Origin of the sequence: Paramesorhizobium leguminum (genome assembly GCF_003217235.1) — a bacterium.
Taxonomy (GTDB): Bacteria; Pseudomonadota; Alphaproteobacteria; order Rhizobiales; family Rhizobiaceae; genus Paramesorhizobium; species Paramesorhizobium leguminum.
Map to the genome: position 1 here is coordinate 35,599 of NZ_QJTF01000021.1, position 23,729 is coordinate 59,327.

At 50.2% G+C, this 23,729-nt stretch carries 21 protein-coding genes and 1 pseudogene; 16 read left to right on the forward strand and 6 right to left on the reverse strand.

What is annotated here, in order from left to right:
* The first annotated feature begins 71 nt into the window (after positions 1-71).
* From C7477_RS15320 to C7477_RS15335, 7 genes and pseudogenes are all read left to right on the forward strand, one after another.
* The gene (locus tag C7477_RS15320) at positions 72-491 is read left to right on the forward strand and encodes a hypothetical protein (RefSeq protein ID WP_110753735.1); all 420 of its coding nucleotides are present in this window, start codon (positions 72-74) and stop codon (positions 489-491) included.
* Positions 492-879: 388 nt separating this feature from the next.
* Entirely contained in the window at positions 880-2,238 is a 1,359-nt protein-coding gene (locus tag C7477_RS15325; RefSeq protein ID WP_110753737.1) for a tyrosine-type recombinase/integrase, read from the forward strand.
* Between the two features lie 199 nt (positions 2,239-2,437).
* Complete coding sequence (locus C7477_RS19020; RefSeq protein ID WP_181418441.1) at positions 2,438-2,599, forward strand: hypothetical protein; 162 nt, start codon at positions 2,438-2,440, stop codon at positions 2,597-2,599.
* Positions 2,600-2,862: 263 nt separating this feature from the next.
* A pseudogene (locus C7477_RS19265) lies at positions 2,863-3,099 on the forward strand (integrase); the annotation flags it as partial.
* Positions 3,100-3,255: 156 nt separating this feature from the next.
* On the forward strand, positions 3,256-3,423 hold the full coding sequence (locus C7477_RS19025) for a hypothetical protein (RefSeq protein WP_181418442.1): 168 nt from the start codon (positions 3,256-3,258) through the stop codon (positions 3,421-3,423).
* A 496-nt stretch (positions 3,424-3,919) separates the two neighbouring features.
* The gene (locus C7477_RS19030) at positions 3,920-4,087 is read left to right on the forward strand and encodes a hypothetical protein (protein ID WP_181418443.1); all 168 of its coding nucleotides are present in this window, start codon (positions 3,920-3,922) and stop codon (positions 4,085-4,087) included.
* Between the two features lie 247 nt (positions 4,088-4,334).
* On the forward strand, positions 4,335-6,293 hold the full coding sequence (locus tag C7477_RS15335; RefSeq protein ID WP_110753739.1) for a PhoX family protein: 1,959 nt from the start codon (positions 4,335-4,337) through the stop codon (positions 6,291-6,293).
* Positions 6,294-6,603: 310 nt separating this feature from the next.
* Here C7477_RS15335 and C7477_RS18805 read toward each other — a convergent pair whose 3' ends face one another.
* On the reverse strand, positions 6,604-7,779 hold the full coding sequence (locus C7477_RS18805; protein ID WP_146226109.1) for a hypothetical protein: 1,176 nt from the start codon (positions 7,777-7,779) through the stop codon (positions 6,604-6,606).
* A gap of 1 nt (position 7,780) precedes the next feature.
* The gene (locus tag C7477_RS15345; RefSeq protein WP_181418444.1) at positions 7,781-9,895 is read right to left on the reverse strand and encodes a peptidase domain-containing ABC transporter; all 2,115 of its coding nucleotides are present in this window, start codon (positions 9,893-9,895) and stop codon (positions 7,781-7,783) included.
* A 758-nt stretch (positions 9,896-10,653) separates the two neighbouring features.
* Between C7477_RS15345 and C7477_RS15350 the strand changes: the two genes are divergently transcribed.
* From C7477_RS15350 to C7477_RS15385, 9 genes are all read left to right on the forward strand, one after another.
* Positions 10,654-11,709 (forward strand): aminoglycoside phosphotransferase family protein, encoded by a 1,056-nt coding sequence (locus tag C7477_RS15350; RefSeq protein ID WP_110753745.1) that lies wholly within the window; start codon positions 10,654-10,656, stop codon positions 11,707-11,709.
* Positions 11,710-11,752: 43 nt separating this feature from the next.
* On the forward strand, positions 11,753-12,193 hold the full coding sequence (locus C7477_RS15355; RefSeq protein ID WP_110753747.1) for an NUDIX domain-containing protein: 441 nt from the start codon (positions 11,753-11,755) through the stop codon (positions 12,191-12,193).
* Positions 12,194-12,624: 431 nt separating this feature from the next.
* The gene (locus tag C7477_RS15360) at positions 12,625-13,539 is read left to right on the forward strand and encodes a glycosyltransferase family 2 protein (RefSeq protein ID WP_245411859.1); all 915 of its coding nucleotides are present in this window, start codon (positions 12,625-12,627) and stop codon (positions 13,537-13,539) included.
* The gene (locus C7477_RS18810; protein ID WP_146226110.1) at positions 13,532-14,704 is read left to right on the forward strand and encodes a hypothetical protein; all 1,173 of its coding nucleotides are present in this window, start codon (positions 13,532-13,534) and stop codon (positions 14,702-14,704) included. Before C7477_RS15360 ends, C7477_RS18810 begins: the two co-directional genes overlap by 8 nt.
* 52 nt (positions 14,705-14,756) lie before the next feature.
* The gene (locus C7477_RS15365) at positions 14,757-15,317 is read left to right on the forward strand and encodes a hypothetical protein (RefSeq protein ID WP_146226111.1); all 561 of its coding nucleotides are present in this window, start codon (positions 14,757-14,759) and stop codon (positions 15,315-15,317) included.
* Positions 15,318-15,342: 25 nt separating this feature from the next.
* On the forward strand, positions 15,343-15,759 hold the full coding sequence (gene speD, locus C7477_RS15370; RefSeq protein WP_110753752.1) for an adenosylmethionine decarboxylase: 417 nt from the start codon (positions 15,343-15,345) through the stop codon (positions 15,757-15,759).
* Positions 15,756-16,850, forward strand: a complete 1,095-nt coding sequence (locus C7477_RS15375; protein ID WP_110753754.1) for a bis-aminopropyl spermidine synthase family protein — start codon at positions 15,756-15,758, stop codon at positions 16,848-16,850. The genes speD and C7477_RS15375 overlap by 4 nt, the downstream gene beginning before the upstream one ends.
* A 52-nt stretch (positions 16,851-16,902) precedes the next feature.
* Positions 16,903-17,964 (forward strand): nucleotidyltransferase domain-containing protein, encoded by a 1,062-nt coding sequence (locus C7477_RS15380; protein ID WP_110753756.1) that lies wholly within the window; start codon positions 16,903-16,905, stop codon positions 17,962-17,964.
* 381 nt (positions 17,965-18,345) lie between these two features.
* On the forward strand, positions 18,346-19,053 hold the full coding sequence (locus C7477_RS15385; RefSeq protein WP_110753757.1) for an HAD family hydrolase: 708 nt from the start codon (positions 18,346-18,348) through the stop codon (positions 19,051-19,053).
* A 64-nt stretch (positions 19,054-19,117) separates the two neighbouring features.
* Here C7477_RS15385 and C7477_RS15390 read toward each other — a convergent pair whose 3' ends face one another.
* From C7477_RS15390 to trbL, 4 genes are read right to left on the reverse strand one after another with little or no spacing between them, the layout of a single operon-like run.
* Positions 19,118-20,323 (reverse strand): TraB/TrbI/VirB10 family type IV secretion system protein, encoded by a 1,206-nt coding sequence (locus tag C7477_RS15390; protein WP_110753759.1) that lies wholly within the window; start codon positions 20,321-20,323, stop codon positions 19,118-19,120.
* Positions 20,320-21,381: a P-type conjugative transfer protein TrbG gene (gene trbG / locus C7477_RS15395; RefSeq protein WP_110753761.1), complete on the reverse strand. Its 1,062-nt coding sequence runs from the start codon at positions 21,379-21,381 to the stop codon at positions 20,320-20,322. The genes C7477_RS15390 and trbG overlap by 4 nt, the downstream gene beginning before the upstream one ends.
* Positions 21,378-22,067, reverse strand: a complete 690-nt coding sequence (gene trbF, locus C7477_RS15400; protein WP_110753762.1) for a conjugal transfer protein TrbF — start codon at positions 22,065-22,067, stop codon at positions 21,378-21,380. Before trbF ends, trbG begins: the two co-directional genes overlap by 4 nt.
* Positions 22,064-23,434 (reverse strand): P-type conjugative transfer protein TrbL, encoded by a 1,371-nt coding sequence (gene trbL / locus C7477_RS15405; RefSeq protein WP_110753763.1) that lies wholly within the window; start codon positions 23,432-23,434, stop codon positions 22,064-22,066. Before trbL ends, trbF begins: the two co-directional genes overlap by 4 nt.
* Positions 23,435-23,729: the final 295 nt, after the last annotated feature.

Genomic DNA, 23,729 nt, shown 5'->3' on the forward strand with positions numbered 1-23,729 from the left:
TGTGGAGGCCGCACGCCTTTTTTCTGTAAGGTTACAATACGGAATATCTTGGGGGGGGGGGCGGTGGCAATATGGAAAACGGGGAGGACGATTGTCTCGCGCGGGAAAAATGGGTCCGCGTCATGTGCGACTATGGCGCCGAAGGCGTATGGGACAAGGATGGCGTTAGTCGTGAGCCGGAAGAACTCGCCATTTCGCGCGAACTCATGGACCGCATTTACAAATGGCAGGAATGGCACGATCGTATTGTCGATCGGTATTATGACGAGGAGCTTTCCGACGACGACGAAAGCCTCATCCGGGACTATATCGCTAACTCCGCGGAGGGGTACGATATCGCGCTAGCGGTCAAGTCCGCTCTTCCTGACTGGACGGTCGTTTATTTTGACGAAGCCAAATCGCGGGACAAAACCTCGCGCCGCCTGACTTCCGCCAGATCATATTTTGAATATGAACTACATCTTGATCAGGAGGACCGGCCAGAGGCGTGAATAGGCCTCGCCAGCTTCATGCATTGCGATCCGGGATTTCGATGGTGGGACATGCAGATTGGAACCACTTCCAAACCCGTTCGGGCCAAAAAGGTTACCTATATCTCAGGAATAAACCGTAACCCATGTGTCCGGTATGGACCGGAATGGTATGGCGCGCCCGAAAGGATTCGAACCTCTGACCCCCAGATTCGTAGTTTATCTTTATCTTCCGCCATCTGTATCCAAGTGTTTCCTCCTATAGAATATTTTTGTTATTTTTCAATCATATGGCATAAGGGTCGCAATTTGGCGTAGACATACCGCTTAATTCTATGCGAGTCTATTACCGGCTGAAAAACCGGCTGAATTTTTCATTTTTTGCCGCCAGACTTACAGGAAATGCGCTATGGCCGACATCCGTATCCTCCTTAACGATAGATCAATCAGTGAGCTGGGACGGCCCATTTCTGGGCAGTACCGCGCCCGTGATACCCAACTTAAAGGATTCCACGTCGTAGTGGGTAAGCGGACCAAGGTATTCGTGGTTCAGGGAGACTTGAGGAAGGATGGCAAGCGTGCCGCGTCGATTTCCGTTCGGATCGGAGATGCCGAAGCAATGTCTACGCGTGAGGCGCGCGCGATCGCTAAGAAATACCTCGCGCAGATATCAAAGGGTGAGCATCCCAATCCGAAACCTACCGAGAACTCTAGGAAAAATGAAGACGAGACAATGCCGCGTAACGCGGACGCCTTCCCGAAAGGGGTTACTTTACGTGAAGCATGGGAACGATATCGCGATTCACACCTCGTTCGAAAGGGCCGGAGTGAAGGAACAATTGAAGGATATAAAGACCACGTCGAACGTCTCTTCAAGGGCTGGCTCGATACATCTTTGCTGGAATTGGCCAACGATCCCGGCCAAATAATCGCCAAACATGACGAGATTACCACGGAGCATGGTCCATACATTGCCAATGGTAGTATGCGGACCCTGCGCGCCATCTATAATCATGCCCGCAAGGCGCACCGTCATCTCCCGACTGACAATCCGGCCAGCATGGTTGATTGGAACTCAGAAAAACGTCGAAACACCGCGATGGGATTGGATGATCTGCCCAGTTGGTTTCAGCAAGTCGCAGCACTGCCAAACCCGATCCGGCGAGAATTCCATCTATTTTCTCTGCTCTCAGGATGCCGCCCGACAGCCTTGATGGAGGCTAAGCCACAGCATCTTGACCTGCGTCGCCGCGTATTGCACATCCCACGTCCAAAGGGCGGTGCCGACCGAGCATTCGATATTCCACTATCGCGCCAGATGATTTTGTGCCTTGCGCGAGCGATCCGCTTTGCGCGTCGCCTCTACCCTTCCGGAGCCCCTGACTGGCTGTTCCCTGCGGATAGCGATAGTGGACATCTAGCTGAACAGAAGGAGGATCGAGCCATTTTGGCCAAATGGGGTAACGACCTGCGTCAGACGTTTCGAACTCTTGCAACCCCAGCCGGCGTCTCGGAATTCGACGCGCGCTTGTTGATGAACCATGCCATTCCCGGTGTCAACGCCGGCTATATATCGCGCCACAAACTCCTTGAAAATCATCTTCGGGCTCAGCAGCAATCAATCAGTGATACGATATTCGGTGCCCTGGGTGATTTGATCGCGGAGGATAACGCTGTTCGCTTCTGGCTCGGCCGGAATGTTACAAAACACGCAATAGAGGCCGCTAAGCAGGGAAATGAAAGCAAGGCACCTGGGAACGTCGCATAGAAGATCTCAAGCGACAAGCCAGTTGCCGCTGCCAATTCCGGTAACAAAATGTGAGCGTACAGCAACAAATAGTCCATTGTTGTTCACATCGCCTCATGGTTGGCTAGCTGAGGGCGCTTGCAAGGTATACGCTAATAGGGCATTCTGGTGTAGTGCCTATCGGCACAATCATGAGCACCTCAATATTTGGAGAAACAAGATGAATTTGCAGATTCTGAAAAAGACCGACCGCGATGCCCGGACTGAAACCAACGTCCGCTCGTCACTGGATAAAAACCTGATTCGTGAGTTGACTGCTGAAGAGATGGTACTAATTTCGGGTGGACAGCGTGGCGGCTGTGGTGGCTGTGGGGTACACTAAGAATTCATTCGATTCCGATCAATGGGCAGCTGAGCTGCCCATTGAGATCAATTTGTAATTTAAAAGATAAGTTCCAGAATAGGTTTTCGGCCCCAACTTTAAATTATCGCCTACCGAACGTCTCACAAGTAAGACAGACAATTTACTTAATGATATATAAATCTTTATGTCTGGCTGCTGTTTACAGCGTTCTATACTTTACAAGCAAATGCGTTTTTTTCGCGTTCCTTGTATCCGCCTGTGGCTCTGATGCTGCCCCCCTCGCGGACGGCGAGAGTGGGCATTTAGCTGAGCAGAAAGAGGACCGAGCCATTTTGGCGAAATGGGGTAACGACCTGCGTCAGACGTTTCGAACTCTTGCAACCCCTGCCGGCGTCTCGGAGTTCGACGCGTGCTTGCTGACGAACCATGCCATTCCCGGTGTCAACGCCGGCTATATTGCGCGACACAAACTCCTTGAAAATCGCCTTCGGGCTCAGCGGCAGTCGGTCAGTCAGTGATACGAAATGTCAGCGTACAGCAACAAATAGTCCATTGTTGTTCACATCGCCTCATGGTTGGCTCGTTGAAGGCGCTTGCAAGGTATACACTAATCGGGCATTCTGGTGTAGTGCCATCGGCACAATCATGAGCACCTCAATATTTGGAGAAACAAAATGAATTTGCAGATTCTTAAAAAAACCGACAGCCATACCAGGACTGAAGCTAACGTCCGCTCGTCACTGGATAAAAACTTGATTCGTGAGTTGACTGCTGAAGAGATGGTCCTAATTTCCGGTGGAAAACGCGGCGGCGGTTGTGGCTGCGGCGGCGGATATGCTTAAGAGTTCATTCGATTCTGATCAATGGGCAGCTTAGCTGCCCATTGAGATCGATGTGAAAGTTGACAAGTAAGTTCCAGTATATGTCGTCCACCTCAATTCTGGATTGGTACGTCGCCAAATGCCTTACAATTCGGGCGGACAATTTACTCAATGATCTTTGCCGTCCCTCCTAAGCTTTCGCGTCTCCCTGATGTTTTCACGCATTCTATACTTTACACGCAAAGCGCTTTGGGCATTCCTTGTATCCGTCTATGGCTTCCGACCGGCTGTTTCCTGCGGACAGCGAGAGGGGGCATGCTGAACAGGAAGGAAGATTTGGGCCTTCTGGCGAAATGGGCAATACGCGATGTTACACCGCCCGGATCAACAATGGAATGTTGTCTACATGCCTCCAGATAGAAGTTGAAAATCCTTGAGAGGCACACGTTTATAGGGCATACTTGTGACGTGCCAGTAGGCACTATCATAAGCACATCATGCAATTTGGAGAAATGAAATGAATTTGCAGATTCTCAGAAAGACGGACCGCCATGTTGAAGCCAAGGACAGCGCTTGCTCTTCGTTGGATAAAAACCTAATTCGCGAACTAACTCCGGAAGAGATGGTTTTGATCTCCGGCGGCCAGCGCAGTGGCGGCGGCGTGGGCGGCGGCAGACTCGGTTGATAGGCAGAGGCTTATCCAAGCTTGAGTTGATGGGCAGCTTGATGCTGCCCATTGAAATAAAATGCAAAAGCAACAATTCCATATTAGATATTAGACAAAAGTTTCAAAGGCAATTCACCGATGAGATTACTAGTCACGATCTCTATAGGAGGAGGGTTATTTTTCATATGCGATAACGTCCTCCTGCTAGTTCTCAAAGCACATGGAATGGTGCGCATATTGTTAGCTTGTAGGTTTAAGAAAGCCGATGCAATACGATAAAGACGTTATTTCGCCAGCTACACGACGTGAAAATTCAGAAGATATCGGCCGGAACGCAAGCGCCAATCCGACGATGGGAGATGTTATTGCTCGTCGTTATTCAAGACGCAGCGTGATACGCGGGTCGTTAGCCGTCGCTGCTATCGGCGCAATTATCGATCCCTTGGCACTCATTGCACGGAATACCGCGCAGACAAAGGAGGCCTCAAGTTTTGAATTCGAAGAATTGGGAGCTGGGTCTGACGAAACACACCATGTCGCAAACGGCTATCGTGCAGATATTTTGTTACGCTGGGGTGATAAAATCTTTCCTGGCTCGCCTAGTTTCAATTCGGCTAGTCAATCTGCAACGGCTCAAGCAAAACAGTTTGGCTATAACAATGATTTCGTTGGCTTTATTCCAATAGACGGCGCAAATGATCGCGGCCTCTTGGTAGTAAATCATGAATATACAAATCCTGAACTGATGTTCCCGAATTTCGCCAAGATAGAAAATGGAGAAGTATCGCTGGGACGATATACCAAAGATCTTGTTGACATTGAAATAGCTGCGCACGGCGGCACAATAATTGAGATACGCAAAATCAAAAGCAACTGGCATCCCGTTCTAGATAGTTATTATAATCGCAGGATCACAGCGGCAACAGAGATGGAACTCTCGGGGCCGGTAGCCGGTCACGATCGAGTTAAGACATACGCTGACCCTTCCGGGAAAAAGGTTTTTGGTACGCTTAATAATTGTGCTGGCGGTCTAACGCCATGGGGCACCTATCTGATGGCAGAGGAAAATATCAATGGTTATTTCAACGGTAGACTAGCCGACGGCCACGTGGAATTTCAAAATCATAGTCGTATGGGCATACCCGACGCTTGGTACGATTGGGGGAGTTTTTATGATCGCTTTGATGTTTCAAAGGAGCCTCTCGAACCGAACCGGTTTGGCTGGATCGTGGAAGTTGATCCTTTCGAGCCAACCTCTATACCTAAGAAAAGGACTGCTCTTGGGCGATTTAAACACGAAGGATGTGAAACCGTTGTGAGCCCAAGTGGCCGTGTCGTGGCCTATTCGGGAGATGACGAAAGATTCGAGTATGTGTATAAATTTGTAAGTAAGGGCGTTTACGATTCAAGCGACCGAATGTCGAACAAAGATCTCTTAGATGAAGGGACACTCTATGTTGCTAGATTTGACGTGGATGGCACCGTTGATTGGTTGCCACTTGTGTATGGCAGAGGGCCTCTAAAATCCGAGAACGGATTTATGAGCCAAGCTGACGTGTTGATTGAAACTCGGCGAGCTGCGGACCTTCTAGGCGCAACAAAAATGGATCGCCCTGAGGATATCGTACCAAATCCCGCCACTGGCAAAGTGTATGTTATGCTAACAAACAACACCAGACGGACTGCCGACAATTTGGATGCCGCGAATCCACGTTCCGAAAATGCCTTCGGCCACATCATAGAAATCTCTGAGCCAGATGGTGATTTTACATCAAAGACGTCACGCTGGGAAATTTTGCTCAAATGCGGCGACCCGTCGATAGCCCATGTGGGCGCAACCTTTTCACCGTCAACCAGCGAGAACGGCTGGTTCGGTATGCCGGATAACGGCACCATTGATACAGATGGACGGCTTTGGGTTGCAACCGACGGAAACAGTAAGGAGAAGACTGGTCGTACTGACGGGTTGTGGGCGGTCGAGACGGAGGGCCCTGAACGAGGCCGTTCAATGTTGTTCTTTCGTGTACCTATAGGAGCCGAAATGTGCGGCCCGTGCTTTACGCCGGATGGAGAAGCACTATTTCTTTCCGTTCAACACCCAGCCGAAGGCGGTTCATCGACATATGAATATCCATCCACTCGCTGGCCTGATTTTGATCCAAATATTCCAGCTCGGCCGGCCGTTGTCGTTGTTACAAAGTTAGGCGGGGGGAAATTAGCTTAGGGCTCCATATCCGCTCCGCCCGCTCATCAGGCCCGATCAGCGCCACTGGCAGAAGCATCCACTTAGCGCAGTCGGCCGCACGCTCCTACCGAGCTTCTTGCGGCACGAATAAATCTGTCGCGAAACAACATCGTGCCGGCGCGTAATATCGGCCACGCCTGAGCCGCTCGCCGCCGCCGCCTTCCAAATTCCGAAGCTTCTCTTCCTCGCCCCACGCGCGCCGGCGCTCAATCCGCGCCAACATCTCAACCAGTCCAATAAGTCCCCCCTTCACTACGTCAATAAGTCCAAAATTCAACCTCCAAATGGCCTAAATGGATGGGAGCACGTCACTTATGTCTGGACCAAAGAATATTCTTAGAGTATCTACATCTATATTATTATGACGCACCGGGAGAATATCTAGTTCGTTTATTCCAGAGTTAACTAATCCAAACGCTCTTGAAATTTCTTCAGCAAAATCTCTCCAAACTGCATAATTAATTCTTACCTCAACGGGATTTTTACTAACTAACGGATATGTTGATCCAACTATCTTATTCACCTCATCAATTACCCCCCGCGTGCGCTCTGTATGCCAAATTTTTTTATTGTACGTCATAAATGATGTATCAATATATCTAATGTTGCTCTTAACAATACCATAAATATTTAGCGAATTAGGAAAGCTAACGCGAAGATCGGACCGAATGTCTACTTCACCTGCTAACCCCATAAGGGAGGATAGTCTCACATAATTGTAGATTAAAGCTAAAAGGTCGGCCGCCCATGCGAGCGATGAATAATCAATCAAAGCGCGCATATCAAAATCAGTGGAAATAAACGCCTCTTTTTGATGATCATCCGGATTGAGCACCGACGCAAGAAAGTGCTTGATCATATTAGGCGGTCCTGCGCAAACCTCTTTCTGGCCAATTAATTTCCCGTGTGAGTCAACATATGCATAGAGAATCTCGGGAGTTTGCACATCTGGCGGATTCGCATCTCCTTGATTGGCAAAAAAGCCAAGATCTATAAATCCCTGAGAAAGCTTTGCTGCGACAGCTACTTCCTGGGGAAGCGACTTTGGCAGACCATGCAACTCTGTAAGAAGCCAAGGCTGCGGCGCCTTATAACCCACATATCCAAGTCTGAGCAAATGACTGATCGAGTCGTTATTCTGCGGAAAAGTTTCTTTCTGTATGAGCGCTGATATATGTGAAAGGTACATTTTGACGCTACCCGCATTCTCTGTTAAATACCGAAGAGCGCCAAAATTCATGGGCTTTTCGTGATGATGTCTAGAATCTCGAAAAGGACATATTTTATAGTCCGCCTGATCGGTCGGGTATAAAATAGATCTCCCTTCTAAGAGCGTTCGACCACCTTCGTCCCGCGCTTCCATGGGCAAGAACGTTCTAAAAACCGGATATCCCAAAACAAATGGAATGTGAATTGGATAAGGAATTTGAATATCATTCTCAGACTTGTATTGTTCTTTTGACATTTTAATGGCTCACTTCAACTAAAGTCCCGTGGTCGCGATCAAGATTATATACTCGATCCGCCTGCTGAATGGTCGATTCTCTGTGCGCCGTCATTATGATAGTTTTCTTGAGGCGACGAAGCGATTCGAATATTTGTGCTTCTGTTTCCATATCTAAGTTCCCAGTAAACTCATCCAGCAATAGGACCTCCGCGCGCGTATAAAATGCGCGAGCTAGGAAAATACGTTGCTTCTCGCCCACGGAGAGAACTGCAGAGTTTGACGCAACTGGCGTATACAGCCCCATCGGCAATCGATCTAAAAAAACCGATACACATGCATCAGAGCAAGATTCCTTTACACGCTCCATGTCCGGATCGGAGCTAAAATGGGCAATGTTCTGAAGAAGTGTACCGCTAAAAATCTGGTCTTCCTGCATGACCGTGGCGACATGCCGAACGAGATTTTGTCTCGACCATGACTGAAGCTCTTTCCCAAGCCAAGTGATGTTCCCTTCCTCCGTGGGCAATAAACCTGTAAGGACGCGAAGCAAAGTGCTTTTCCCAGCACCTGTCCGCCCGGTGATAGCTATAATTTCATGCCGACGCACTTCTATATTGACTTTTTTTAAAAGCCGACGAGAAGCTGGGTCAAATCTGAAATCGACGTCTCTGCACAGTAGAATTTCGGAGCCCTCCCCACGGAGGTGCGACAGGTCTCCTACAGTTTGATTCTTCCGATCACGATTAGGTTCGATCAACATAGGGTCGCGTTCCGCAGCAATTAACGTACTCATATCGGACAACATATATTGGATATCTAGCAATCCGGTAAGCCGACGGGCGAGATTCGCCAGGCTCATAGTCAAGAATGCTTGAAACAGCGACAAAGATAAAAAATTCTCAATGGTCATTTTATCATGCAAAACCTCAAAAGCGGCGAGCGCGACAAGTCCGCACCTTCCTACTCCCAGCCACGTATTTCCAACGAGGTCCGTTTTAGCGGAAAGTCCATTGAGAGCGTCATGAGCTGAAGCCGCTCTACGGTATGCAACTTGCCAAATAGCCGAGCGTACGCCTTCGAGCCCATTTAATTTAATGGCTTGAATATTTCTAAGATTATCCATCAACGTGAGATTTTCATGATTATCCGCTGCCGCAGTACGTTTAAACATCTCCATTCGGTTACGCTGAAGTCTATATATAATCGTGAAATACAGTAACGTAATAAATACAAGTGCCAACCCAAATGTCGTATCAAATGCAAATGTTGCAATCATGAGAACTAGCAATATTATTAAATCAACAATTGAATCAATAATTCCCTCAGATATTATTTGCCGAACCCGCCTTAGATTCTGATAATACCTAGCGATCATGCTTGGTGTTTTTCTGACAAAAAAAGCAAATGAAGTATTAAATATCGCATCATTCAATATGGTTGCTATCGAATGTTCAATGTCCTTCGATAAGTCTCTGGTCAACCTATGCTTTACATAACTAAATACGAATACCATAAACAATATAACACAGGTGATGGCCAGAATTATATATATTGATATGATGTTCTTTGGCCCAACGGCAGCTTCAATTATAGCTCTAAAATATACTGGAAAAATAAACACGCTTATCGACGTTATAAGTGCTACCGCCAAAATTAGAATTATGCGGCACTGCGCATGTGGAGCGCTTAAGAAAAGATCCTTCAACTGAATCTTATGGAGCTGCGAGAGATTTAACAAAGCAGAGTTTGAAGAAAACTCGACCGCAATACCTGTAAAGAATCGTGATAATTCATTTTCTCTCAATCGGAAACGACCTTGCGCGGGATCTAAGATCGTGTACAGGCCGTTTTTTAGTCCGGAAAGAACCACATAATGGTTAAATCCCCAATGCAATAATGCTGGCAACTTTATATTCTTGAGAGCCTCCATTTCGACTCGGATTGCGCGAGCGCTAAAACCGAGTCGATCAGCTATTCCGAGTAGCTGCGCTAGGCTCATCCCTTCTGCCGAAGTGGGAAATCGATGCTTCAATGCGCTAAGTTCATAGCTCCTATTGTGCCTTTTGGCGATCATCGCAAGGCAAGCCAAGCCACAGTCAGCGGCGTCTTCTTGAAATACAAGCTCAGGATCCAAGAGTCTTTTTTCCCAACAATAGATCGATAAGCCGCAGCCGGCGGATCGTAAAGAAAGCATGGGCTTGGCCGGATACTGGATGTTCTCCTAGAGAGCGTATCGGCATGCAGATAAAAGCAAGAGAGAAGCTGCTGGCTACCTGTGGAGACTGTATCGCGGCTATAGTAGCGTCAGCTAAATTTATCTTCCAAACCGGCGAGAATTGGACAGTTACTCGATCCCCGACACGGATCGTGGTTGCGAACTCAGGCGGGACGCGACTCTCCCACACTTGCAAAGGATTCAGTTCGCCATCATTACAACGCCCTGCGACTGGCGGCGTAACCGAACTTACAAATAGCTCCGACCGGAAACTAATAGGAACTGTTGTGCGGAATAGAATGATGAGGGAAGCGATAGTTGCGAATATGACAGGCATTAACAGCCAGGGCGACAAGAGAGCTTTTTGTCTAGAGGCACGGACAATATCAACGTATGGCGCTTCATTTGCTCCCTGGATCGCGGCTTTATGAAATAGGGATGACGTTCGACCTCTTATTGCGTCCATGTTTATATCGGAAATACCCCCCTTAGCGGATGATAATTAACGTGATTCAAATGCCAAACGAGTGCTTCGTCAAGTCCATCTTTATAAAAGCTAGGCATAATATAAGATCAGATATCGACCCTTCGAGCGAAATGCCAAAATCAAGCGCCGATCAACAACAACCAGGAATGTGATTTCCCGGTCACCTCGTAATTTTAACCATTAGCGCAGAATGCACGACGCACAATCACCTTATAGTCTAGGTTACGCAAACGTACCGCTTAAAGGCTGGACGATTAGCGCAAACATTCTTGGAGCGGACACGCAAAGATGGCTTGACGAACCGCCTCACTCCATTAAAACTTGCATAATGAATCGAACGCAGTTTGACAATAGCCTTGAGCGTATTTTGGATGGGTTGAACCGACACGTCACAGGCGCAATTCCGATTGCACATGAACACGGACAACGCAATCGCATTATTCTCTTGGAATCTCGGACAGGGCCGCTAGTGTTAAAAATTTATCATAACGCTAAAACATGGACCACAGAGGTTCGCGCCTTAGAGATTCTCGGCGGAAATGGCGTCCCTGTGTTGGAAGAAAAGAGTGGTGCTGATGAGCGGACACTATGGATTGCCATGTCCTATCTACCGCATTCTCCGTGGGGGCCACCGTGTAATATTCCCTCCGATGTATTTATTGATTTCGGAAGGCATCTTCGGAAGATCCACGATCACCAAAACCATAAATTTGGCTCGATTTCAGAAGATGGCGCGCAGTATCTTCATTGGGAACAATATCTGGAAGAAAGCTTTTTTAACTATTATTTATATATCTCACAGAGAAACGTCTTATCTCTTGAAGAGCTACGTCTCATAATGGTTTTTTATGAAGATATGGTGAGGACAGTTGCTCATATCTCTCGAGCTTCGTTGATCCATCGAGACCTTCGACCCGCAAATATCGCCCTCTCCGCCCGGGATAGCTGGGCATATATTGGGTTATTTGACTTCGAGCACGCAATCTTTGGAGATCCATTATTCGATATCGTGAGGCTGTTGGATGATACCATATCTGGCAAACAGGATTGGGAGGAGGCGTTTTGGACTGGCTATGGTACCGACGAGGCCGGGCGGCTGATCTTTCATCAACGCCACCAATTCTACGCGTTTCTTCGTCACCTTGGTGCACTACGATTTGCGTTGGAAAACAACGATATTCCATTCGCTAGGGCTAGTAAGGCATCCTTGAATAACATTCTTTCAGCAAACTTATGCACATCATGAGTTATCGAAGGATGCTTACGCATTTAGAGTAAGGGTTAATTTAATGTCCGCAAATGAGAAACCAATTCGCGTTCGAGTAGCCGGCATCGTCTTTTATGAAGACGAAATATTGATAGTCGAACACAAGAGCGGATCAGAGATTTGGGCATGCTATCCTGGGGGCAGAATGGAAAGTGGAGAAAAGCCTGAAGATTGCCTCAAACGAGAATTGTTTGAAGAACTTCAACTTACCTGCAACATTGATTACTTGGCTGGAATCGGTGATTTCATTGACAATACATCACATAATGTCGAGATGTTTTTTAAATGCACTGCATTGTCAAAAAATATAATCAGGGACGACCGGGAATTATATAGTGCGCAATTTGTAAAAATATCCTCACTTGATAAATGGACAGTATATCCCATTGAAGTTACGCAAACTATACCAGAAATCAAAAGCGCCGGAACACCAACAACATTTTACTATGGGCGGTTCTCGTAGTGATAGCGTTTTCCTTAATTAGTATCTTCATGTGCAGTGCCGTACTTGGGGGGATGCGAATCTGGCATTCAGCCAAGCAAATTAGGGCGTCAGAAACCCGCGCCTCATGCTCGGTCACCGATGCTTCAACGACAACCGAGCCAGCAAAAATTTGGCTCTTCCTCCCGATGTTAAATGAGTACGATGCTGCAGCTGAGTCTATTCGGTACTTTGCAAAGATAGCTCAAGCTGCACCGAGGGAGATTAACGTCCGGATCATTGTAGTAACGACCGCTAAGGAGCAAATTAGCGGTTATAAATCAACGAATGTTATAGCGCGGGAGACAATTGTTGAAGTTAACAACGTTGCTGGGCGGGATCTGGTATTCCACGAGCATTATCCGAACCAGGTCGGGTGGAAGCCCCACCAGCTAAATTGGGCGATACGCCGGATGATCGAGCGCGACTGCCCGGATGATTGGAAACGAGTACTCATTGCGGTCTATGATGTTGATGCGCGACCAAATGAAATGACTCTGACTGCGCTTATGGCGTTTATGTCCGCAAATCGCCCTTGGCCCGAGGTAGTGCAACAGTTGTCAACTTACTTCCCTACCAGTGGTCGTGTTGCGCGTTTCACAATATGGGGTGCTATGGGGGCGTTATGGCAGACACGATTTACCTTGGCAATTGAACGTACAATGATTGAAAGATCAGGACGTTCCAGTCCACGTTGTTTGTTGTGGTCTATCGCTAATGGGTTTTTTATCAGGCTTGATACATGGAAGCGGATTGGTTTTTTTACAGAAAAGTTTCAGACTGAGGATATCGAGCTTGGCTACCGGCTATCCGCCGCTGGCGTGCCCATAGAACTCCTCAATCCGCCACTGGAAACCGGTAATCCGTGCGACTTTATTACGGATGTTAAGCAAAAATCTAGATGGTTCAGCGGCTTATTCGACTATCTTCGCTATCCTGGTTCCTGCGGATTTGGCTCTCCGCTTTCTCGTTTGTTTCTCGCCTTCCAGGGACTTCTCCGGGGTGTTCTTTGGATTTCATCTGGCCCAGTTCTTGCCGTCTCGATACTAGCGCCATTCCTCTTTGGGATTTCATCCGTGACGCTGCTTTTGTCGATAAGCGCATACCTTCTTCCAGTAGTGCTAATGTACATAACTATGTTGGCGCTGGCTGATTTTGCTTCCTCCGAACGGACAAAAAGTGCATTGGTTCGCCCCTCGGTAGCACTCGCAATACCATTTTTGGCGCCTCTATACGCAGTAAATTACTGTTTCGGTCCGTTCCTGTACCTCGCAAAATTTGTATTTTCTCGCACACGTTATCCTAGGGAGAGATGGACTAATGCTTAGCATCCTAGATAAACTTTACAGCATTCAGTTAGAATACGCTGACAATTTTTCACTTCCATCAACCTCTGCTAGACTTGAGAGCAATAAATCTGAGCAAATTAATATCGCTTCGGAATATTTCCTTCCATACCGTTATTCAATTATAGAAAAAGTTACACCGACTATACAAGCAATTCATCGAGCAGATATCGCAGATGGATTATATAATGCGATCAATAAACTTCCACTCGGGACACAGATTACACATCACCCTGATACGAGTTACGATCTGCGATGCGTTGATTCATTTAAAATTTTCTCTTCCAAGAAGGGAAGCCCGCACTGCATTGTTGTCAGTGACGGCAAATTCGTCGTGGTCACCGACGGCACTGATGCTCCGGAATCTTACAAACCTTCGTTACGCCTAGTTCGCGAGATGTTCGTGAGAAATCTAGAGCTGCAAGGTGGCTTCTCTCTTCATGCCAGTGCGGCGGCAATCGATGGTCGAGGTTACTTGTTTGTTGGGGATTCCGGTGCCGGCAAAACGTCTATTGCGACAGCGGTTGCTCGATGTTTGGGCGGTCGATTTCTATCCAGCGACCGAGCAATTTTGAAGCCCACCAATGGAACCTATGAGATCATTCCTTGGCCAATGGTAATTAACATCGGCCTAGGCGCTTGCCGCGCAATTAATTCAAGCGACGGTTTTTGGGAGCAGCACCTTCCGGAAACGGCAAATGCATACTTTCAGCACTACGGTAAGACATTTTCTGAGCAGCTCTCTTTTTTGGATAGTGACAAATACGCCCTTACGCCGGGAGAGGCCCAAAATCTACTGTCTGTAAAAATATCGGCGAAAGAAGAACTTTTTGCTGTGATTTTTCCGGAGCTGGCAGAAGGCCCAGATAGCTTTTGTGAGTTTACCGAAGAACCATTTACCGCAACTATGTCGGCATTTCAGCGACAGTTGCGGTGCCCCGAAGATCGAACCTATCCATTTGGAATTGTGGAGTGTGCATGGCGCGATCCAGAAAAATTGCAGGTTCATTGCGACGAAGTGCTGACCAGAGTTGCCAAGACAGTTAGGTGCCTTCGTTTACGTATATCGAAGCCGGCTTTAACGAAAATACTGCGTAGCCGTTCTGTATTTGATTTGGATGTAGCTCTGAGGGCACAATATGCTTGATGGGAAAATTTCGGTAGTCTTTGAAGGTCTCCCATGCGGCGGGAAAACCACCTTGATCAATGAATTGGCAAAGCATATCCCAGGCAGCGAGGCGGTTAGAGAGTGGGTCAGACCACAACATGAACTATGCCCGACCGATGGGACGATCGCCGCTGTTCGTAACGATTATCTGAAGTCTTCTGCAATGAAGACGGCTAAGAGCGTCGTGTTCATCGATAGATTCATTTATAGCACTTTGCCATACGACATCGCGCGTACGCAGAGATTCATCACGCCCACCATATATGAATACCAGCATAGGACTCTGTTTACAGAGGAAATAGAATGCCCAACGCACTTGATTATTATTCCTTCCGATGTGGCTACAAGTCGTAGAGAAAGCAGAAAACGGGGGTGGCCGGCTGAAGGAAACCCTTGGTTTGATGAGTCATTTTTGGCGATTTATGAACGATACTATGAGGATCTCCTTCGTCCAGAACTGACCTGGTTTGGGGAACGCAAGGAAATTAAAAAACTCCGCTTAGCGAGCAGCGATATCAAGTCAAGAGTAGACGAAGTGTGTAAATTTCTCAATTTAAGCGAGAAAGTCGCAGCTAAACGTGCCGTAAATTAGAGTCTATCCAAGTAGGAGGAGTAGGATGAAATTTGTTAATGAAGGAGAGTTTCGTGTCCGACAGCTCTTCGTCGACGCTTATGGATGTAACATGGATCTTTCCGATGTCGACAAAATCGCAGCAGTCGCCGAGCGGGGAATCTTGAGCGTCGGCGCTCAAATCCGAAATAGGGCAACAGAGTATTTTCAGCCGCATGGCGCCACGATAGTTTATATTTTGGCAGAATCGCATGTCATAATAACGACGTGGCCCGAATACAAGTATGCCGCGATTGATGTCTTATTATGTAACTTATCTATGGACCCGCGACGCGTATCGGAGGAGGTGATAAAACTGCTTTCGCCCTCTGATATTAATGAGCAACTAATTGATAGGTTAATTTATACAGAAGGTCAAAATCTAGAATCGTCACAGAAGATGTTCGAGGGAGCGGCAGAATGATGCAGATTAAAATTGGAACGGACGAGGTATTCGTCGCTATTGTAAAAGCATTGTCGATGTTCGGCCCTTTGGATTTAGATGGATTAGTAAAAATTGTGCCCGCCTATGACAAATCACTTTTCAGCGCAATCTCTGTAGGACTGAGCAGTGGAAAGTTTGAGCGCATAGGGAATAAAATTTCGCTAGTTGCGGCACCCCACGGAACGGCACCCGTCGTTCCTGAATGTCCGTGTTGCAGAGGTCGCCTCGCAGTGCCGGTTGCTCATGCAGATGCTCTTAAAGAACGCTATCTCGAGGCCTGTTCATCAGCACCTACGCTTACATATCTTTTAAATCAACGGCCAGTTACACGCGAAACGTCTTGGTATAGAGCGCTCTATATGGCGTTGAGGGGAGATCTCATAGGAAAGCGAATTGCGCTTCTCGGAGATGATGATCTAACAAGCTTGGCAATTGGACTTCTCGGACAAGATTGTGAGATCGTAGTTTTCGAGGCCGACGATCGGCTGGTTTCATTCCTAGCGCGGCAAGCCGATCAGCTGGCGATCTCGCATTTCTCTACCGTGGAGTACAACTGCAGAGAGGACGTTCCCGAACCGTTTAAGGGTACCTTCGACGTAGCTCTATGCGATCCGTCCTCATCTCTTTTTCAAATATTCCTATCACGTTGTGTTACGCTACTAAAGCCTGGTTCCGGTCAAATAATCTACACCTTCGCCGGACCAACTTATTTGGCATCAACCTTGGAATTCCAGCGTCTTGCAACGGATTTAAAACTACAAATTTTTGATATGATACCAGCATTTAACCGTTACGCGTTGGTACATTCCGAACTCGTTGGGGGACAAGATACTCTTATTCGAGAGATCGGGGGAAGTGAAGATGTGAGCTTTGTAGAGGCACTTGTTCGGTTAGGCACTACTGGCGATACACATCCTTTGACGGTCGGCGACAGCAATGCCTCGGTAAAAGACCTTTATGGAGATCGCGCCTTCCAGCGCCTCCAGAACTTGGAGAACGACCCTGCATCGAAGACAGAGCCAACTGAAGTCTGGAACCGCCTGTATGAGAAGTTTAGTCCAAAAGATTGATGAACACTCCCAGTCACGACTGGCTGCGAGCCGTTCCTACGAGGGGGGCAAAATGTTAAATTCCAATCCACCATTCGCGGAAGAAATTCGTCGTTTTTTTTATGAACAGTTTTCCGAGGAGGGCGAGGCAATCGCCCTCGCCGGCTCTCAAGCTCTTGGATATGCCACATCTCGATCTGATATAGATCTTGTTCTGCTTATTAAGCCATCTTCGGGGTTATCGCAGAGCGATATGAGTTTCCTTACACAATTAATTTCTGGTCGGAGAACAGAAATTCTTATCTTAACGCCTGGAACTATAGAGGAGAGATTTGCTCGCACAAAAGCGGAGAAGTACAATAATCTAGGTTATTCAGACCGTAGATTCATCGAAAGGATTTCCACAGCAATTCCCATCGTTGGGGAGCAGCGATGGAACGCCATCCTTACATCGTTCGATAGGGATACGTACGTTGCGCAGATGTTGCGGGATAATTTAACTCTTGCATCCAAGTCTTTTGACGATCTCGTCGGACTTTATGTAGATGGCGATTATATCAACGCAGTAGACGCTGTCCGGTTTCTCCTGCAGGTTGAATTGGAGGCACTACTATGCACATTTGGCGATACTGGGGACCGAAGACGTTGGTTATTACGCCGTGCGGGCTTGATAAAGGATTTAGATCCGAAAGTCACGTCCGGATTTACTGAATATAATTTCAATATGATAAACAATAAATTTTCTACAAATTTTGAATGGATCGAGAACGCCATGCGATTCCATCAGTATATTCAATGTCAAATTCTAATAAAGAAATATCATGCCGATATTGGAAATCTAATTTGCTCCGACTATAACACTCATAGCTCGGCCTTTATTACGCCAAGTCTGTTATTTTTGGATTGTGTAAATGAGACATGGTACGTGAAAACCGCTAAAGAAAGCAGAGTTATAGACGAGACATCGTCGTTTATACTTATGATTTGTCATCTCGGCCAAAATATTAATAATATTGCATACTACTTCTCGCTGATTTCTCCCGCTCTTGCTACATCTAGCGATACTATAAAGTTTCTATCCTCTCGTATCGATCAGCTGGTTGATTTAGGGCTGCTAACTAAAAATGCGAGCTAGCCTCTGATAGAATTCGCTGCGAATATTTCGTTGCTATATATAGGGAGATCAAAGCAATGAGACGTCTTGTAGGCTTGATGTGCGTATTCTGTTATACATTAATATTGCCGTTGAATGCGCAGGAATTATATTCATTATTTCGGCAACGCCATTCTGAATTCTGTAAAATGGTCAATACAATAGTCACTCATCCCCCATTGCATCCTTACCTGAATGTTGGAAGTGCTATCTGGCAAACATTGCCCGAGAACGAGAAAAATAAACGAATCGCAAAGTACGAGGCAACGCTAAATGAGGTGATGTATTGGGAGAAGCAGAAGAAAAACTGCGCACCAATTCTATTACAGTAAAGTGACTACAGATTAACACAGGCCAGTTATAATGCTTTCAAAAATTAAAAGTTCATATACATCTCGTTTTGGCGTATTTATTTTTGATTATGATGGAACTTTAGCTGCTACGAGAACAGCAGTCATTAAATGTTTTTCTCAAACGCTTCGCGAACGGTTTGCTACTATCCCCATGGAAACAATCGAAGCGGTAATCGCAAGTGGAGGGTTACTGGAAGACGCATTTGCGAGATTAATGCCGGGATTCACGAATACAGATATTCGGAATTGTGTCTCTCGATATCGCGAAATTTATATCGAAATTGATCAAGAAACGACGGTCTTATTCGAGGGCGTGAAAGAGACCCTTACTGCGCTCCATCGCGAGGGCCGTAAAATTGTGGTGTTGAGCAATAAGGGGCGTGTCTCTCTGGAGACAGGGCTCGAAAGGTTTAATCTAACGCACCTTATTACCGCAATTTTACCAGCCGATCAGAATGAACCCACCAAGCCGAACCCCGAAGTTTTTTTTCGGCGTGTACGCCCGTTATTTGGGGGGATACCGCTTTCAAGTTTTATAATGATTGGCGATACATTCGCTGATATCGCATTTGCGCGAGCTTCTAATATCGCAAGTTGTTGGGTAAGCTACGGATATGGCGATGCTATTCAGTGCTTGTCCATGCGCCCCGATTTCGTTATTGGTTCACTTCGAGAACTCCTTCCTTCTGGAAGACACGCTTCGACACTCAATTGTTGACGAACCAAGCGTTTAACTTGGCAACATCACCCCTATAAAGTGATTGCCGCAACCGCCAACATTATCACAATAAGCTCCTATAGGGTTCGAGGACAAGATCGCGCGTAACGACAACGAGAATGGGAAACCCCGGACGGATCGTCAGGGTCGGCGCGACCTGCAATTGGCGGCGAATAATCTGCTGGCCAGCGTCGTTGAAGGTGTCCTGCGCACCATTGCGGATGGCCTGCACCAATCGATCTTCGTCGTCCATGGCGAGCTCGGCACCGACAGCGAGCAGCGTCGAGAGACCGGCGGCCTTCGCCAGATCCCACCAATGATAATCGACGCCATCCTCAAGACCGGCATAGCCCTGTGTGTCGGCGCCTGGCTGGCGTTCGAGGACGATGGAACGGCCGTTCGGGAATATGAGCCGGTTCCAGACTAAAAGGACACGACGCTGCCCGAAGCTGACATTGTTGTCATACTGGCCGATGACGCGGGTGCCCTGCGGCACGAGCAGGATGCGGCCGGTCGGGCTGTCGTAGATGTGCTGCGTGACCTGCGCGGTGATCTGCCCAGGCAGATCGGAGCGAATGCCGGTGATGAGCGCGGCCGGGATGACGGAGCCGGCCTGAAGCACATAAGGAGACGCGGGCGGCATGACGCGATCGGGCGCGACGGTTCGGCGGTCAGCGGCGGCATTGAGAAACGCGAGTTGACGATCCTGCGCCGACGGGATAGCGGCCAGTTGGCCGGTGAGATCGAGGTCTGCGAGGTTGGACGATGGGGTGGCGGTGTCCGGTGCGGTCCCGCCGGATGCGAGCGGGGTTTCAGTCTGAAAAAAGACGCGGGAGGTTCTGGCCGCTTCCTCCTCCGCCAGTCTGCGCTGCTCGGCCGGATCTACGGCGGGCGTCGTCACGGGAGACGGCGGCACGGGCTGACCACGGTTCTGTGCGTTGAGAATAGGCCGTCCTAAATCTCCTGGCAGCGGTGGTCCGAGTACCGGACCGGTGTAGTCGCGTGGCAGAGCTGCAAGCCCGTCCGCCGTTTGCCTGTTCTCGGTGGAATACAGTTCTTCACCGCCGGACCCCGAGTTGCGTGTCTGAAGAGCGTAGATCAATGCCCCGCCTATGCCGAGACCAGCGATAACACCAACGCCGGTCAGCACTTTGCGGGATAGTCGGGTGACGCGCGGCGTCTCGGCCCGCAGCCTCATAGGAGCGGCGGGGTCCGCGACTGAACCGGTTGGCGTCGGTACGGCTTCCCTTTCAATATCATTGCCGGTCATCTGCCCTGCCCTCCCCTATGATGCCAAGCGTTCGCCGGTTTCGAAACTCCGCTGGAGCTTTGCAGCCAAGAGAGTGGACCGCCTCTCACCGTCCCATCGGTGCGCACGATCCTCACGGTCTGCTGCCGCTTGCCGCCCAGGCGCAGCTCAGCGGCACCGAACAGACGGTCGACGATCAAGACATTCTGATGGATGCGGCTGTTGACGATTTCGGCCTCGCCTTCCGGTCCGATGACGAACAGCGGCGGAAGCTCGCCTTGCACGATGCCGCGCGGAAACTCGACATAGACGCGGCGCCCGTCATCATAGACGGAAACGGGCCTCCACGGCGGATTGTCGCCAGTCAGGCCGTAGCGATAGTTCCTTGCTGCGACGGTCGGGATAACCGGTGTGGCGGGGACGGCCCGGCGCTGGCTGGCGGGCGGCTGCGGATAGGCCCAGGCAACCGACGGCATATAGGGCTTCTCGCCTGAGCGCAGCTCGATCATGTAGACGCGCCGGTCCGTCGTCACGACAAGGTTGGTGGAGATGTCCGGCCGCGTCGGCTTCACAAGGATGTGGACGCGCCGCGTCGTGCCGCCGCCGCTCTCGGTGTCGCCGATGATCCAGCGAGCGGTATCTCCGGCAGCGATCGGTCCCGCGCCGGTCAGGCTTTCGCCCGGTTCGAGCGCGATATCGGTGATCTGCCCCGGCGCGGCATAGACCTGATAAAGCGCGCCTTCGCTCCAGGGATAGATCTGGATCGCGTTGTAGTATCCTTCGCGGCGCGGCTCGACGCGGGCCGCCGCGTTAGCATTCTCGACACGGCCTGTCGCCGTGCCGGACGCGGCCCCTCCCCGCGCCACCTTCCAGGCCGGAGGAACGTGCAACGGGCGCGGCCGGTGCTCGACGGCTGGTGTGGGCACCGCCGGCAAGGGCGGGACGTTGGCGTCATAGCTGATCTGCGGCGGCTTTTGCGGCGTGGCGCAGCCGGCCAGAGTAGTCGCAGAAAGAAGGATAAGCGCGAAGGCGGATTTACGGAAAGGCGGGATTGCGGAGATGCGGGTCATAGCGATCATTGGCCCATCTCCCGCGACCAGTTGATGGCATTGACGTAGATGCCGAGCGGATTGGCCTTGAGCCTGTCGGCGTCGCGGGGCGTCTGGATCACGATGGTCAGGATGGCCGTCCAGCGTTCGGTGGTGGAGAGTTGGCCATTCTCATAACGGCGCTCGATCCATGCCACACGGAAGGAGTCCGGCGATGCTCGGATGACGGATGAGACTTCGACAGCGATCTGCTGCTTGCCGACCTTGGTGAAAGGATCATTGCTGCGCGCATAATCGTTAAGCGCCGCCGCGCCCCGGTCGGTCGTCCAGTCATAGGCGCGCAGCCAATTCTGGCGGACAATGATCGGATCGGCGGGAATGCTCCGGACCTGCTCGACGAACCTCGCCAGATGCCAAGCCACTTGCGGATCGGTTGGCTGATAGCTGGCCGTGGCAGCGGCCACAGTCTGGGCCTGACCAAGCTTGTCGACCTCCACCACCCAGGGCACGACTGTTCCTCTGCCCGATTGCCATACAAGCGCGGCAGCAAAACCCGCCGAAAGAATGAGGCAACCGAATGCCATGTATCGCCAATTGCGGGCCTGGACGCGCGCGGAACCGATGCGCTCGTCCCAAACCTGCGCGGCTCTCTGATAGGGAGTCTCGGGTTGTGGCGTCTTGCCGTAATGGGCTGCCGGTCGTTTGAAGAAGCTCATGATGGATCACTTGACTGAAGGTTGACGGAAGAGCCGCCGCCATGGCTGTCACCGGAACGGATGGCGTGGGCGGCGGCGGAAACACCGTGGCTGAAGTGCTGGCTGCGTTTCATGCGCTTGGCCCAATCGGGGGCACCGTTGCGCGAAGCCGCCGGGGTGCCAGCAAACGAAGCATCCGTGGCGGCGTCATTGCCCACGGTACCGAGCGTGGAAAAACCGCCGGTTACAACGAAGCCGTCCTTCACGCCTTCCGAGAAGTTGGCTTTGACGCTTTCTGCGGCGCGGGCAGCGGCGCGCCTGACCGGCGAGACAGCGGCTGAACCTGCCGCGCGCCCAACACCGCCGAGACCGGATACAACGCTGGCTGTTCCAGCCTGCCCCATCGAGCCGAGGCTGTAGGCAGTCGAGGCAGCGCCTGCGGCAGCCGCTCCGCTACGTGCAGCGGCGGCTCCACCGGAAAGTGCCGCGGCACCACCACGCAGGACCAGACCAGCCGCCCCGCCGGCTGCCAGCGCCGCACCACCGACGGCAAGGCCCGTGCCAACGGCCGCACCGGCGCCGAGCTGCGGGCCACCGGAAACAAGGCCATTGGCGATACCCGGTCCGAAGATGCCGAGGCCGACGAGAGAAAGCGCGGCCAGCACGATCGCCATGGCATCGTCGATTGTCGGGGTAGCGCCCCCGAAGCCGGCGGTGAACTGGCTGAACAGCGTCGAGCCGATACCGATGATGACGGCGAGAACAAGAACCTTGATGCCGCTGGAGACGACATTCCCTAAAACACGCTCCGCCATGAAGGCGGTCTTGCCCCAGAGACCGAACGGGATGAGGACAAATCCAGCCAGGGTCGTCAGCTTGAATTCGATCAGCGTGACGAACAACTGAATGGCCAAGATAAAGAAGGCCAGCAGGACCAGCGCCCAGGCGAAGAGCAGGCACGCGATCTGGATGAAGTTCTCGAAGAATGCGACCCAGCCCATGAGGTCGGAAATGGATTCGAGCAGCGGCCGGCCCGCATCGAGGCCAACTTGGGCGACCTTTCCGGGGCGCAGGAGATCCGCTACCGAAAAGCCGGTGCCCGACCCTTTGAGGCCGAGACCGGCGAAACTTTCGAAGACAATCCTCGCCAGATTGTTCCAATTGCCGATGAGGTAGGCAAACACGCCGACAAACAGCGTCTTCTTGACTAGGCGCGTGATGATGTCGTCGTCGGCTCCCCAGCTCCAGAACAGGGCGGCGAGCGTTACATCGATAACGATCAGCGTGGTGGCGATGAAGGCGACCTCGCCGCCGAGAAGACCGAAACCGCTGTCGATATAGGAGGTAAAAACACCGAGGAAATTGTCGATGACGCCGCTGCCGCCCATGTGCGTTAGGTCCTTATCAAAGAAAGGAGTGCTTTGATTTTATTGTCGTTTCTGATCTCGTGGGGTGAGAGACCCCTCACGCCGTATGACGCAACATGCGGCGATGAGCAGATGGGTGAGGCGAACCGGGTGCTTCCGGGGAGCCATAAATCAGCAGAACCCATCAAAGTCGGACGGCTGGGAACTTCCGATCCCGCAGCTGGTCCGGCCAGCGAGCTTGCCATGGCGAGGGAAACCGAACCGATGGTGGACGCCCCGGTAGACACTGGAACTCGCCAACTCGGAAGTGGGCGGG